Source organism: Variovorax sp. 22077 (genome assembly GCF_052044195.1).
Classification (GTDB): Bacteria; Pseudomonadota; Gammaproteobacteria; order Burkholderiales; family Burkholderiaceae_C; genus Variovorax; species Variovorax atrisoli.
Genome location: NZ_JBQEQC010000021.1, coordinates 66,573 through 80,684, shown reverse-complemented (window position 1 = coordinate 80,684; position 14,112 = coordinate 66,573). Strand labels below are relative to the sequence as shown.

Here is a 14,112-nt window from a genome sequence, read left to right as displayed (position 1 = left end):
TGCCCCCTTGTTGCCGAGTTGTAGCTACCCAGTAAAACGCAGGATTCTTCGGCTTGGATTCGTGAAAATGAATACCTTTAAGCTACTTTTGACAATTAATTCACAGTTTCAAGAGCCCGGGAGCTCCGAAGGGGGCAGGCGGTGCTGCCAGTACCGGGCACGCCGCTCCCGTTCGCAGGCGACGTCGGCAGGATGCAGGCTGCTCCAATGCGCGGCGCCGCAACGGGTGTTCTCGATCAGCCGCACGCCCCGGTCGAGGTAGCGCGCGACCACCTCCCGGGCCGGATGGCCGAAACGGTTGCGGTACCCCGCCTGCACGAGCACGATGCGCGGCCTGACCTGGTCGAGGAAAGCCTCCCCCGAGGAAGTCTTGCTCCCGTGATGCGGCGCCAGCAGCACGTCGGCATGCAGCAGCTGGGGCGTGCGCACGACCAGCGCCGCTTCCTGCAGCCGCTCGATATCGCCGGCCAGCAGTGCCGCCGCGCGTCCGTTGTCGACGCGCAGCACGCACGAAACCGCATTGGGCTTGCCGAAGCTGCGGTAATCGCTCTCGAAGGGATGCAGCACCTCGAAGCGCACGCCGTCCCAGCTCCACGACTGCCCTGCCTCGCAGCGCTTCGACGCACGCATCGCCTGCAGCGGGTGCGTGGCCTCGATGGAGCTCAGCAGCTCGGCCTCGGGCTGCATCGCGAGCACCGCGGGCGCGCCGCCGATGTGGTCGGCATCGCGATGGCTCACCACCAGCGTGTCGAGCCGCTCGCCGTAGGCCCGCAGCAGCGGCACCAGCACGCGGTGGCCCGCGTCGCTTTCGAGGCTGTAGCGCGGGCCGGCGTCGTAGAGCAGGCTGTGTGTGGCGGTGCGCACGAGCACCGCGTTGCCCTGGCCGATGTCTGCGGCGAGCAGCTCGAACTCGCCCACAGCAGGCCGGGGCGCCTGCCACAGCAGCACCGGCAGGAGCAGAGGAACGCCAAGGCTGCGCAGCGACCACGGCAGCCGCATCGCCAGCAACACGCCGCCGCCCACGCCGCAGGCAGCCATCCACAGCGGAGGCGCTGCCATCGACAGCGTGGCATGCGGCAGGCCGGCCAGCCATTGCAGCAGGAGTGCGAGCGCATGCACGGCCCAGGCAGCAGCGTCCCACAGGTGCGGCACCGCCACGCCGAGCATCGCCAGCGGCGTGATCACGAGCGTGACCCAGGGAATCGCCACCGCATTGGCCACCAACCCGATCAGCGACACCTGCTGGAACAGCAGCAGGCTCAGCGGCGTGATGGCCAGCGTGATGGTCCATTGCTCGCGGAAGAAGCGCAGCAGCCGAGCGGCCCCGGCGGCCTGCTGCTCGCCCGGCATTCCGGCGTCCGTCGCGAAGAGCACGCCCACCGCGACGAAGCTCAGCCAGAAGCCAGCCTGCATCAGGGCCCACGGATCGAGCGCGACCACCACGGCGGCGGTCAGCAGCCAAACGTTAGGCCATGGCCAGCGCCGACCGGTGAGACGCAGCAGCGCGACCGTCGCGAGCATCCAGACCGTGCGCTGCGACGGCACACCCCAGCCGCTGAAGAGCGCATAGAGTGCGGCCAGCAGCACGCCGCCGACCAGCGCCGCCTGCTGGGCGGGCAGCCTCAGCATCAGCCTTGCGCTGCGGCGCCAGAGCAGGCCGACCACGTGCGCAGCGAGCCAGGCGAACATCGTGACGTGCAGGCCCGAGATCGACATCAGGTGCGCCACGCCCGTGGCACGGAACACGTCCCAGCCGGCGCGGTCGATGGCGTTCTGGTCGCCGGTGACGAGGGCCGCGATCACGCCTGCGCGGGCGCGGTCGGGCACGCGCTCGAAGATCGCATCGCGCACGGCCTCGCGGGCCCGCTCGATGGGGTGGCGCCAGGTGGAGTCGACCAGCACCGGCGCCACGTCGCGCGTGCCGCTGCGCACATGGCCGCTGGCATGCAGGCCCTGCTCCCACATCCAGAGTTCGCCGTCGAAGCCATGCGGGTTGCGGTTGCCGTGCGGCGCCTTCAGGCGCACCGTCAGGCTCCAGCGCTCGCCCGCATGGAGCAAGGCGACGTCGGCGACGGCCCGGGGTGCGCGGCTCCAGAGGCTGGAGCCCTCGGCATACCAGCCGAGCGCGATGCGATCGGGGACGACGGGCAGGCCCCGCATGCCGGCATCGGCCCAACGGGCGGATTCGACATCCAGCGTGAAGCGCGTGCCGGCCTCGTTGCGCTGGGGCATCTCGGACACGACCCCCGTGACGCGCAGGTCCTGCCCTTCGAGCGCAGGGGCCAGTGCGCCTGCGGCGTAGGCCACGGCACGCCACCCCGCGAGCCCCGCGCCGGCCATCGCCCCGCAGGCCAGGGCGATGAGCAGAAGCGCCCTTCCCGGCAGCAGCCGCCAACACATTCCGGCCGTTGCGGCCCATAGCAAACCGGCATAGACCCATGCCGGCCACAGCACCGGTTGCTGCAGTTGCAAGGCCGCTCCCAACAGCGAACCGCCCAGCGCCGCGAATGCGCCGGCAGCGCCCACGGCCCGGCGTGACGCGCGATTCCGCGTCATCAGACAACTCCCGAACCCATGATGCAAACCCTCCCCGAACCCGCGCTCAATGGCGCGTTAATTGCTAAGCATCTCGGCTAGTATGCGTCTCACCAGAGACATCTTCTCGATGCAATCTGCCAGCACAGCACAAAAAAACGCATGTCCATTCACGCCGCTCTACACCACGTCACCCACTACAAGTACGACCGCCTGGTGCAGCTGGGCCCGCAGGTCGTGCGCTTGCGGCCCGCGCCGCATTGCCGCAGCAACGTCATCTCGTATTCGCTGCGGGTCGAGCCGGCCGAACACTTCGTCAACTGGATGCAGGACCCGTTCGCCAACTACCAGGCGCGGCTCGTGTTTCCAGAGAAGACGCGCGAGTTCAAGGTCACCGTCGACCTCGTGGTCGAGATGGCGGTCTACAACCCCTTCGACTTCTTCCTCGAGCCGCAGGCCGAGAACTTTCCCTTCAAGTACACGCCCTCGCAGGCCGAGGAACTGGCTCCCTACCTCGTGGCCGACCCGGTCACGCCGCTGCTGCAGGCCTACCTCGACAAGATCGACCGCAAGGAGCAGCGCACCATCGACTTCCTGGTCGGGCTGAACCAGCAGGTCCAGAAGGACGTCAACTACCTCATCCGCATGGAGCCCGGCGTGCAGACGCCGGAAGAAACGCTCACCAACGGCAGCGGCTCCTGCCGCGACTCGGGCTGGCTGCTGGTGCAGCTGCTGCGCCACTGCGGGCTGGCCGCACGCTTCGTCTCGGGCTACCTGATCCAGCTCACGCCCGACGTGAAGGCGCTCGACGGCCCGAGCGGCACCACGGTCGACTTCACCGACCTGCACGCCTGGTGCGAGGTGTTCCTGCCCGGCGCGGGATGGATCGGCCTCGACGCCACCTCGGGCCTGCTGGCCGGCGAGGGCCACATCCCCCTGGCCTGCACGCCCACGCCCTCGAGCGCCGCGCCCATCGAGGGCGGCGTCGACGAATCCGAGGTCGAGTTCAGCCATGACATGAAGGTCACGCGCATCTACGAATCGCCGCGCGTCACCAAGCCCTACACCGAAGACCAGTGGGCCGACGTGCTCGCGCTGGGCGAGGCAGTGGATGCCCGCCTGAAGGCCGGCGACGTGCGCCTGACCATGGGCGGCGAGCCCACCTACGTGGCCACCACCGACCGCGACGCGCCCGAATGGAACACCGACGCGCTCGGCCCCACCAAGCGCGGCTACGCCACCGAGCTCGTGCACAAGCTGCGCGCCGAATACGGCAAGGGCGGCTTCCTGCACTTCGGCCAGGGCAAGTGGTACCCGGGCGAACAGCTGCCGCGCTGGGCGCTGTCGATCTTCTGGCGCGCCGACGGCCAGCCGCTTTGGCACGACCCCGACCTGTTCGCCGACGAGCGCTTTCCCACGCACTACACGAGCGAGGACGCGCGCCGCTTCACCAACCTGCTCGCGCAGAAGCTCGGCCTGACCGAGCGCTACATCCAGCCAGGCTACGAGGACATCTACTACTACCTCTGGCGCGAACGCCGCCTGCCGGTGAACGTCGACCCCTTCGACTCCAAGCTCGACGACGAGCTGGAGCGCATGCGCCTGCGCCGCGTGTTCACGCAGAAGCTCGACGCGGTGATCGGCTACATGCTGCCGCTGGAACCCGGCAACGCGAACCGCGACGCCCCCGCGCTCGAAGGCCCGGCCTGGAAGACCGGCCCGTGGTTCCTGCGCGACGACCGGCTCTACCTCATTCCGGGCGACTCGCCCATGGGCTACCGCCTGCCGCTCGACTCGCAACCGTGGGCCAGCAAGGGCGACTACCCCTACATGATCGAGCGCGACCCGAACGCGCAGCGCGGCGCGCTGCCGAGCGGGGCCGACTACCAGGCGCGCTACGCCATGGCCGCGGGCGATGCCGGCGGCGCCGCGACGGGGCTGGGTGCCGTTCCCTATACCTTCGGCGCTCCGCCCGCCGTGCCCTCTTCGCTGCGCATGCAGACGCCGGGCGCCGCGAGCGACGGCGAAGGCCATGGCGTGGACGACAACGACACCGCCAACTCCGTCGATCCGACGGTCAACCGCCAGCCACGGCGCGGCGAATCCGCCCACTGGATCACCCGCACCGCGCTGTGCGTCGAAGTGCGCGACCCGCGCCGCGCGAACGGCCCCGCCGCCGAGAAGAAGGGCAGCGCCTCGGGCGTGCTCTACGTCTTCATGCCGCCGCTTGCGCGCCTGGAGGACTACCTCGACCTCGTCGCCGCCGTGGAAGCCACCGCGCGCGACCTGGGCGTGCGCATCGTGATGGAAGGCTATCCGCCGCCGCGCGATCCGCGCCTGAAGCTGCTGCAGGTCACGCCCGACCCGGGCGTGATCGAGGTCAACATCCATCCGGCCCACAACTGGAAGGAACTGGTCGACCACACCGAGTTCCTCTACAACGCCGCCTTCGAAACCCGCCTGTCGGCCGAGAAGTTCATGACCGACGGCCGCCACACCGGCACCGGCGGCGGCAACCACTTCGTGCTGGGCGGCGCGACGCCGGCCGACAGCCCCTTCCTGCGCCGGCCCGAGCTGCTGGCCAGCCTGCTGCTGTACTGGCACAACCATCCATCGCTGAGCTACCTGTTCTCGGGCATGTTCATCGGCCCGACGAGCCAGGCGCCGCGCGTGGACGAGGCGCGCAACGACCAGGTCTACGAGCTGGAGATCGCGCTGAAGGAGATCGCGAAGAACCGCGAGATCTACGGCCAGAACATGCCGGCCTGGCTGGTCGACCGCACGCTGCGCAACATCCTGATCGACGTCACGGGCAACACGCACCGCAGCGAGTTCTGCATCGACAAGCTCTACTCGCCCGACTCCAGCACCGGCCGCCTCGGCCTTCTGGAACTGCGCGCCTTCGAGATGCCGCCGCACGCGCGCATGAGCATCGCGCAGCAGCTGCTGATCCGCGCGCTGGTGGCCCGCTTCTGGGACGAGCCCTACAAGGCGCCCGTCACCCGCTGGGGCACCGAGCTGCACGACCGCTTCCTGCTGCCGACCTTCGTGAAGATGGACTTCGACGACGTCATCAGCGAGATGCGCCAGGCCGGCTTCGCCTTCGATCCCGACTGGTTCGCGCCGCACTTCGAGTTCCGCTTCCCGCTGGTGGGCCAGGTTCAGGCGATGGGCGTGGAGCTGTCGCTGCGCAATGCGCTCGAGCCCTGGCACGTGATGGGCGAGGAAGGCGCGGTCGGCGGCACGGTGCGCTATGTGGATTCGTCGCTGGAGCGCATCGAAGTGCGCGTGACCGGCCTCAACGAGAGCCGCCACGTCGTCACCGTCAACGGCAAGGTGCTGCCGCTGCAGCCCACGGGCGTGACCGGCGAATTCGTTGCCGGCGTGCGCTACAAGGCCTGGAACCCGCCTTCGTCGCTGCACCCGAGCATCAAGGCCCATGCACCGCTGACCTTCGACCTGGTCGACACCTGGATGAAGCGCTCGCTGGGCGGCTGCCAGTACTTCGTGGCCCACCCGGGCGGGCGCAACTACGAGACCTTCCCGGTCAATGCCTACGAGGCCGAAAGCCGCCGCCATTCGCGCTTCACCCGCACCGGCCACACTCCCGGCCTGCTGCGCACGCCGCCGGCCACCATCGAGCTGCCGGGCAGCCGCGAATTCCCGTTCACGCTCGATCTGCGGCGCTGAGGGGACATCCGTCACACTGCCCGAACGGCCCCCCGTGACGGCAGTGTGACAATTACCCCCCTGTGGAACCTTTGAACGAATCCCTGTTCGACGCCCAGGCACTGGAGTTTCCGGCGGCCCTGGCGTCGGCGCTCGCCCCGCCCGCCCTGCCCGGCCATTTCGACGAAATGCGCGGGCTGGCCACGCCGGCGGCGCCGCTCCGGCCGGCGCCCGGGCCTTCGACAACGGCCCCAGCCCCGGCCGCCCCGCAGCTCTACGATGCCGCGGCGGGCCAGTCGCAGTCCCAATCCCAGGCACAGCCCAATCCCCAGCCCCCTTCGCAGTCACCCACGCAGTCACCCACGCAGTCGCCCTCCCAGCCGACCACCCAGTCGCAATCCCAGGCGCAGACACAGGTCTCCGGCGAGCCACCGCCGCTCACCCCGGCCTGGAACGCCTTCTTCGAGCAGCTGGGCCCGGGCGGCTTCAACGACCTGCCCCGTCGCGCGGCCAGCCTGGAGCGGCAGATCCGCGACAACGGCGTCACCTACAACGTGTACGCAGACGCCAACGGCCCGCAGCGGCCCTGGTCGCTCGACCTGTTCCCGCTGATCGTCTCGCCGGAGAGCTGGAGCCGGATCGAGGCCGGCGTGCTGCAGCGCGTGCGCGTGCTCGACCGCGTGATGGCCGACGCCTACGGCCCGCAGCAGCTGCTGGCCGAGGGCCTCATTCCCCCCGCGCTGGTACGCGGCCACCCCGGCTACCTGCGCGCGCTGCACGGCGTGAAGCCGCCGGGCGACACCTGGCTGCACATCGCCGCCTTCGACCTGGCGCGCGGCCCCGACGGCAACTGGTGGGTCGTCTCCCAGCGCACGCAGGCGCCCTCGGGCCTGGGCTACCTGCTGGAGAACCGCCTCGCCATCACGCGGCAGTTTCCGCAGGCCTTCGAGGCGCTGCACGTGCAGCGGCTGGCCGCCACCTACAGCGCCATGATGGAAGGCCTGCAGCGCATGTGCCCGGCCGGCGTGCCGCCGCACATCGCGCTGCTCACGCCGGGCCCGTACAACGAGACCTACTTCGAGCACGCCTACCTCGCGCGCTACCTCGGCGTCACGCTGGTCGAGGGCAGCGACCTCACGGTGCGCGACCAGCGGCTCTACCTGAAGACGCTGCAGGGCCTGCGCCCGGTGCACGGCCTCATCAAGCGGCTGGACGACCAGTTCCTCGACCCGCTGGAGCTGCGCCCCGACTCCACGCTCGGCGTGCCCGGCCTGCTGCAGGCCATCCGCGCCGGCAACGTGCTGGTGGCCAACATGCCGGGCTCGGCCTTCCTCGAATCGCCCGCGCTGCTGGGCTTCCTGCCCGGGCTGGCGCGCCGGCTGATCGGCGAGAAGCTCATGCTCCCCGCCCTGCCCACCTGGTGGTGCGGCGAGCGCGCCGCGCTCGAATCGGTGCTGCCGCAGCTGGGCGACTGCGCCATCAAGCCCACCTACCCCGGCTTCGACGGCCGCGCGAGCTTCGACGCCGTGCTCGGCAGCCACCTCGGCCGGCGCGAGCTCGACGAATGGGCCGGCCGCATCGTGCGCGAGGGCGACGTCCACACCGTGCAGGGCTACATGCCGCTGTCGCAGATGCCCACCTGGGCCAACGACCTCGGCCCGGGCCACATCGCGCCGCGCGCGGTGATGCTGCGCGTGTTCGCGGTGAGCGATGGCGCGCAGTCGTGGCGCGTGCTGCCCGGCGGCCTGGCGCGGCTCACCGAGCCCGACGCGCAGTTCGCCTCGATGCAGCGCGGCGGCAGCAGTGCCGACGTGTGGGTGCAGACGCACGGCGAGGTCGACCGAACCACGCTGCTGCAGCCGCACAGCACGCCGGCGTCGCTCGCGCGGCATCGCGCGCCGGTCACCAGCCGCGCGGCCGAGAACATGTTCTGGCTGGGCCGCTACACCGAGCGTGCCGAGAACGCGGTGCGCCTGGCCCGCCTCACGCTGAGCCTGCTGGGCAGCGAAGACCAGTCCTCACGCCCGCTGCTCGAATGGCTGCACCGCATGGCGCTGCGCAATGCGCTGGTGCCCGCCGGCGTGCCGAGCGCGCCGCAGTCGCGACGCGTGTTCGAGCGCGCGCTCATCGCCGAATTGGGCGACGTGGCGCGCGGCGGCAGCGTGGGCTTCAGCCTGCGCTGCATCCGACAGGCCGCGGCCGCGGTGCGCGAGCGGCTCTCGCAGGACACCTGGAACCAGATCGTGCGCACCGAGGCCGACTTCCTGCGCCGCTGCGCCGAGCAGGCCGACGAAGGCAGCTTCGCCGCCAGCGCTGCGCTGCGCGCCCTCGAATCCGCCAGCAACGCCCTCGCCGCCATGACCGGCGCGCAGACCGACCGCATGACGCGCGACGACGCCTGGCGACTCCTGTCCATCGGCCGCCACATCGAGCGGCTGGGCTTCCTCGCGAATGCGCTGGAGGCCGGCTTCGACAACGGCGCGGTGCACGAGGTGAGCGGCTTCGAGGCCATGGTGGCCCTCTTCGACAGCACCATCACCTTCCACGCCCGCTACCAGCAGCGCCGCGACGTCGCCACCATGGTCGACCTGCTGGTGCTCGACGCCGAGAACCCGCGCTCGCTGGCCTGGGTCACGCAGACCCTGCGCGGGCGCATCGCGCGGCTGGCCGGCAGCGCGCCGGGCAAGCTGACGGCCCTTTCGTACGAGCTGCCCGATCCGTCCGGCTGGACGCTCGAGCACCTCTGCGCCGCCGGGCCCGACGCCGACTACCCGGAGCTCGTGAAGCTGCTCGCCGGCTGCGAGACGGCGGCCTACCACGTGTCCGACGCCATCGGCACGCGCTACTTCACGCTGACCTCCGAGTCGCTGCGCTCGGTCGGCGCCTGAACAGGTACTCCCCCATGCTTCGCGCACTTCGTGTCGCTACGCACACCCCCTCGCCGGGGGCAACGCCTGCGGCCCGGCAAAGCCGGTTCCGCGGCGTTCCACAATAAGTTCAAGGAGAACCACCGCCATGCCTCGCCATATCACCATCAACCGCCGCTTCGCACTCGCCACCGCGAGCGTCTTCGCGGCCCTGGCCATCGCCGGCTGCGGCAAGCAGGAGCCCGCATCGGCGCCGGCCGCTGCCGCGGCACCGCCGGCAGCAGCGCGCGTGCTGGTGGTGGGCACCGACGCCGCCTACACGCCCTTCGAGTCGCAGAACGACCGGGGAGAGATCGTGGGCTTCGACATCGAGGTGGTGAAGGCGGTCGCGCAGAAAGCCGGCTTCGAGGTGAAGTTCGTCAACACGCCATGGGAAGGCATCTTCAACTCGCTCGCCCAGGGCGACCGCGACCTGCTGGTGTCGGCCATCACCATCACCGACGAGCGCCGCCAGACGATGGACTTCTCGCAGCCCTACTTCGACGCGCGCCAGCTCATCGCCGTGCGCAACGACGCGCCCATCAACAGCTTCGAGGACCTCAAGCCCCTGAAGGTCGGCGTGCAGAACGGCACCACCGGCGACGAGGTGGTGGGCAAGCTGCTGGGCAAATCGAGCACCGCCATCAAGCGCTTCGAGTCGACGCCGCTGGCGCTCAAGGAACTGGAAGCCGGCGGCGTGCAGGCCGTGGTGGCCGACAACGGCGTGGTGGTGCACTACCTCGCCAACAACACCGCCGGCGGCTTCAAGACGGTGAGCGACACCAGCTTCCCGGTCGAGAAGTACGGCATCGCCGTGAAGAAGGGCAACGCCGAGTTGCTCGCCAAGATCAACCAGGGCCTGGAGGCGATCCGCGCCGACGGCACCTACGCGAAGATCTACGCCTCGTACTTCGGCGCAGAGTCGAAGTAGGCGGCCAGAGCGACGCACTCACCCGACTGGCTTCGCCATGCTGCTGCACGTCACCCACGAAACACGCTACGAATACTCGCCGCCGGTCGAGACGGCGCAGCATCTCGCGCACCTGAAGCCGCTGGTCACAGGCTCGCAGAAGCTCGTGAGCCACAAGCTCTCCATCGAGCCCGCGCCGGCACAGCGCAGCGAGCAGGCCGACCTGTACGGCAACGCGCGTGCCTTCTTCGCGCTCGAGGCCACGCACGACCGGCTGGTGGTCACGGCCGAGAGCGTGGTCGAGACCTCGCAGCCCGTGCTCTCGCCCGCCGTGGCGCGCGACCTGCCCTGGGAGGCCGTGCGAGAGCGCTTCCGCTTCCGCAAGGACGCCACCTTCGACGCGGCGTCGGAGTTCGTCTTTCCCTCGCCCTACGTGCCGCGCCACGACGACTTCGCCGCCTATGCCCGCGCCAGCTTCGTGCCCGGGCGCGCCGCCTTCGACGTGGCGATGGACCTCACCACGCGCATCTACGAAGACTTCATCTACGACGCCGACAGCACCGAGATCAACACCCCCGCCGTCGAGGCCCTCGCGCAGCGCAAGGGCGTGTGCCAGGACTTCGCCCACATCATGATCGCGTGCTTCCGCACCATGGGCCTGCCCGCACGCTACGTCAGCGGCTACCTGCTGACGCAGCCGCCGCCCGGCCAGCCCCGACTGGTGGGCGCCGACGCCTCGCATGCCTGGGTGTCGGTGTACCTGCCCGGCGAGGACGACGGCACCGGCGGCAGCCCCGGCGACTGGGTCGACTTCGACCCCACCAACGGCCGACAGCCCGGCGAGGACTACGTCACGCTGGCCATCGGCCGCGACTACTCCGACGTCTCGCCGATGCGCGGCGTACTGCATGGCGGCGCAAGGCACACGCTGAGCGTCGGCGTGACCGTGCAGCCGGTGGGGGAAGTGGTCGAGGGCCTGCCGCAAACACAGACACAATCGCCTTCCCAAGACAAGGAGTCCCAATGAGCGTCTACGACAAACTTTCCAGCCTCGGCATCACCCTTCCGCCCGTCGCCGCACCCGCCGCCGCATACGTGCCCTTCGTGCAGACCGGCAACCTCGTGTTCCTCTCGGGCCACATCGCCAAGAAGGACGGCAAGGTCTGGACCGGCCAGCTCGGCGCCAACATCAGCACCGAGGAAGGCAAGCAGGCCGCACGCGCCATCGCCATCGACCTGCTGGGCACGCTGCACGCGGCCGTGGGCGACCTGAACAAGGTCAAGCGCATCGTCAAGGTGATGAGCCTGGTCAACTCGGTCGGCACCTTCACCGAGCAGCACCTCGTGACCAACGGCGCAAGCGAGTTCTTCGCCGAAGTCTTCGGCCCCGAGAAGGGCGCGCATGCGCGCAGCGCCTTCGGCGTGGCACAGATTCCGCTGGGCGCCTGCGTGGAGATCGAGCTGATCGCCGAGATCGGCTGAAGCTCGCACATCCGCGCACATCCACGCGCGCACCCGCAACCGGCCGCATCCGCGGCACCCCATGCAAGAGGCCTGACGGCGATGGCCGTCGGGCCTTTTCTCTTCCGGGCCCTCACGCATGTCCAGACACGTTCCGCCACCGCCCGCCCCAGAGAGCGCCCTGCGCGCGCTCGAAGCCAAGCTCGGCGCTGCCTTGCCGCCGGTTCTCAGGGCCTGCTTTGCGACGAGCAACGGCGGCAGGTTCGGCGATCCGCGCAATCGCGACTGCGAATGGCAGCTCCACCCCGTGTTCGACGCCACCGACCGCAAGCAGATGAAGCGCACCGGCGAGGACATCGTCCACTACACGAAGCTGGCGCTGAAGGACGAGCGCTTTCCGCGCCATGGCATCAGCATCGCGCACGACTACACGCTGGCGCGCCAGCTGCTGGTGCTGCGCGACGAGGCAAGCGGTGCCATCTCCGACCAGGTCTTCCTGTTCGACGCCTTCACCGGCCAGTGGTGTGCGCCCTACGCCGCCGACCTGCAGGCGGCCATCGACCAGGACCGCATTCCCGAAGCCGTGCAGCCCGACCCCGCACGAGCGCTGCCCGTGTTCCGCTACTACGCCGACCCGTTCGAATCGGGCGTGATGCGCGTTTCGAGCGAAACCTGCGAGTGCTGCGGCAAGGCCACCGGCTACATCTACGGCGGCAGCTTCTACGCCGTCGGCAGCGAATCGCACTTCTGCCCATGGTGCATCGCCGACGGCTCGGCGGCGGCGAAGTTCGACGGCGAATTCAACGACGCAGCCGGCGTGGGCATGGGCGAGGTCGAGCTGCCCTCGCCCATCATCGAGGAGGTGTCGCAGCGCACGCCCAGCTTCTTCAGCTGGCAGCAGGAGCAATGGTGGGCGCACTGCAACGACGCGGCCCGCTTCCTCGGCGAGATCGAGCATGTCGACCGGACGCTGCTCGCATCGGAAAATGCCGCCGACTTCGTGCGCGAGACATGCGAGGCGGTTCGCCTGGAACCCGGCGAAGGCTGGCAGTCGCTGCTGGACACGCCCTCGGGTGAGCGCAGCTTCGCGGTGTTCGTCTTCGGCTGCCTGCACTGCGGCAAGCTCGGCGGCTACGTCGACCACAGCTGACGCAGCCAGCGCTGCCAGCTCTGTCAGCGCAAGAACGCCGCGCCTGTCTCGCCACGGCGATGCGTCTCGACGACGGGACGCAGGCCGGCATGCGCGTCGCCCACCACCGCGCCGATGCCCGCGCCCGGCAACGCCTCGTCCTTCAGGTCGTTCCAGCCGCGCTCACACGGCGGCGGCTGCGACTTCGAGCTGGGCGAGCCGCCGCGCCATGCGGCCGACGAAGTTCTGCGTCACATGCGGCAGCACGCGCTGCGACGGCACCACGATGCCGACCTGCAGCTGGTCGAGCGCCGGCAGCTCGAAGGGCCGCCAGATCAGGTCGCCGCGCTTCAAGTCCTCGATGAAGGCGATCTTCGAGAAGCACGAGATGCCCTTGCCGGCCATGATGAGCCGCTTGAGCATCGGCGTCGAGTTGCAGGTGGCGGCCGGCTCCATGTCGTCCCAGAACGATGCGAACTCGGGCGACAGCGCGGCGCTGATCACCGGGTGCGAACTGGAGCGCAGGAACGGATAGCGCGCGCATTCCTTGAGCGAAACGCTCGCGTGTTTGGCCAGCGGGTGGCCCGGGGCCATCACCAGCCCGATGGGCAGCTTCGCCAGCGCCACCGCCGCCACGCCGCCCGGCAGCCGGCTCACGAAGGTCATGCCCACGTCCACCTGGCCCGACATCACCATCTGCGGCACGTCCATGGGCTGCACCGCGGTGATGGTGTATGTGACGGCGGGGAACACCTGCAGGAAGTCTTCCACCGCCGAGGGCAGCAGCTCCTCGAAGAACGAATCCATCGCCGCCACCTTCACGTGGCCGGTGCGCTCGCCCTTGAGCGCATCGAGCTCGGTGCGCATCACCTGGTACTGGTGCAGCGTCTCCTGCGCGTGCTTGAGCAGGCGCTCGCCGGCCGCATTCAGCCGCAGGCCGTTGGGCATGCGGTCGAACAGCTCGACGCCGAGCTCGTCCTCCAGCTTGTGGATCTGCCGGTTGACCGCGCTGGCGGCCACGTAGAGCCGTTCCGAAGCCTTGCGCACCGAACCGCAGCTCGCCACCTCGATGAAGTACTTGAGGATGCTGGCGTGCATCAGCCGGTCCTCCCACGCATGCGCATGCGCATACGCATGCGCGTGGCCCGGGGCTCATCCGGCCAGCCGCGCGCCCTCCTTTGCGATGGCGGGGTGGTCGCAGGCCACGGGGCCGGCGTCCGCCGCGCCGCCGGGCGAGCCCAGCCCGCTGACCTCGGCGGCGAAGAAGTCGCGGTTGATGGCCGCGAAATGTGCCATTTCGGGCGGCAGCCGAAGGTCTTCGTAGATCGCCTGCGTGGGGCAGGCCGACACGCAAATGCCGCAGTCGATGCATTCATCCGGGTGAATGTACAGAGTGCGCGCGCCTTCGTAGATGCAATCGACAGGACAGCACTTGACGCAGGCGCCGTCCTTGATGTCGATGCAGGCACCGGTGATGACGTGGGGCATGGCATGCACCTTCG

The 14,112-nt window shown here is 69.7% G+C and carries 9 protein-coding genes; 6 read left to right on the top strand and 3 right to left on the bottom strand.

Annotated elements, in window-relative coordinates:
* Positions 1-108: 108 nt before the first annotated feature.
* Complete coding sequence (locus ACTJLF_RS25945; RefSeq protein WP_440884172.1) at positions 109-2,556, bottom strand: DNA internalization-related competence protein ComEC/Rec2; 2,448 nt, start codon at positions 2,554-2,556, stop codon at positions 109-111.
* A 141-nt stretch (positions 2,557-2,697) separates the two neighbouring features.
* Here ACTJLF_RS25945 and ACTJLF_RS25940 point away from each other — a divergent pair, with 141 nt between their 5' ends.
* The 6 genes from ACTJLF_RS25940 to ACTJLF_RS25915 all read left to right on the top strand — a co-directional run bounded on the left by ACTJLF_RS25940 (position 2,698) and on the right by ACTJLF_RS25915 (position 12,631).
* Entirely contained in the window at positions 2,698-6,225 is a 3,528-nt protein-coding gene (locus ACTJLF_RS25940; RefSeq protein WP_132751528.1) for a transglutaminase family protein, read from the top strand.
* A gap of 62 nt (positions 6,226-6,287) precedes the next feature.
* On the top strand, positions 6,288-9,092 hold the full coding sequence (locus ACTJLF_RS25935; protein ID WP_440884171.1) for a circularly permuted type 2 ATP-grasp protein: 2,805 nt from the start codon (positions 6,288-6,290) through the stop codon (positions 9,090-9,092).
* Positions 9,093-9,219: 127 nt separating this feature from the next.
* The gene (locus tag ACTJLF_RS25930) at positions 9,220-10,041 is read left to right on the top strand and encodes a basic amino acid ABC transporter substrate-binding protein (protein ID WP_132751530.1); all 822 of its coding nucleotides are present in this window, start codon (positions 9,220-9,222) and stop codon (positions 10,039-10,041) included.
* Positions 10,042-10,078: 37 nt separating this feature from the next.
* The gene (locus ACTJLF_RS25925; protein WP_132800688.1) at positions 10,079-11,047 is read left to right on the top strand and encodes a transglutaminase family protein; all 969 of its coding nucleotides are present in this window, start codon (positions 10,079-10,081) and stop codon (positions 11,045-11,047) included.
* Positions 11,044-11,502 carry a RidA family protein gene (locus ACTJLF_RS25920; RefSeq protein ID WP_019656024.1) on the top strand — a complete coding sequence of 153 codons (459 nt, stop codon included), beginning with the start codon at positions 11,044-11,046 and terminating at the stop codon, positions 11,500-11,502. Before ACTJLF_RS25925 ends, ACTJLF_RS25920 begins: the two co-directional genes overlap by 4 nt.
* Before the next feature lie 118 nt (positions 11,503-11,620).
* On the top strand, positions 11,621-12,631 hold the full coding sequence (locus tag ACTJLF_RS25915) for a CbrC family protein (protein WP_440884170.1): 1,011 nt from the start codon (positions 11,621-11,623) through the stop codon (positions 12,629-12,631).
* A 162-nt stretch (positions 12,632-12,793) separates the two neighbouring features.
* Here ACTJLF_RS25915 and ACTJLF_RS25910 read toward each other — a convergent pair whose 3' ends face one another.
* Both ACTJLF_RS25910 and fdxA read right to left on the bottom strand, forming a co-directional pair.
* The gene (locus ACTJLF_RS25910) at positions 12,794-13,708 is read right to left on the bottom strand and encodes a LysR family transcriptional regulator (protein WP_019656021.1); all 915 of its coding nucleotides are present in this window, start codon (positions 13,706-13,708) and stop codon (positions 12,794-12,796) included.
* Between the two features lie 54 nt (positions 13,709-13,762).
* Complete coding sequence (gene fdxA / locus ACTJLF_RS25905) at positions 13,763-14,098, bottom strand: ferredoxin (protein ID WP_354324108.1); 336 nt, start codon at positions 14,096-14,098, stop codon at positions 13,763-13,765.
* Positions 14,099-14,112 lie beyond the last annotated feature (14 nt).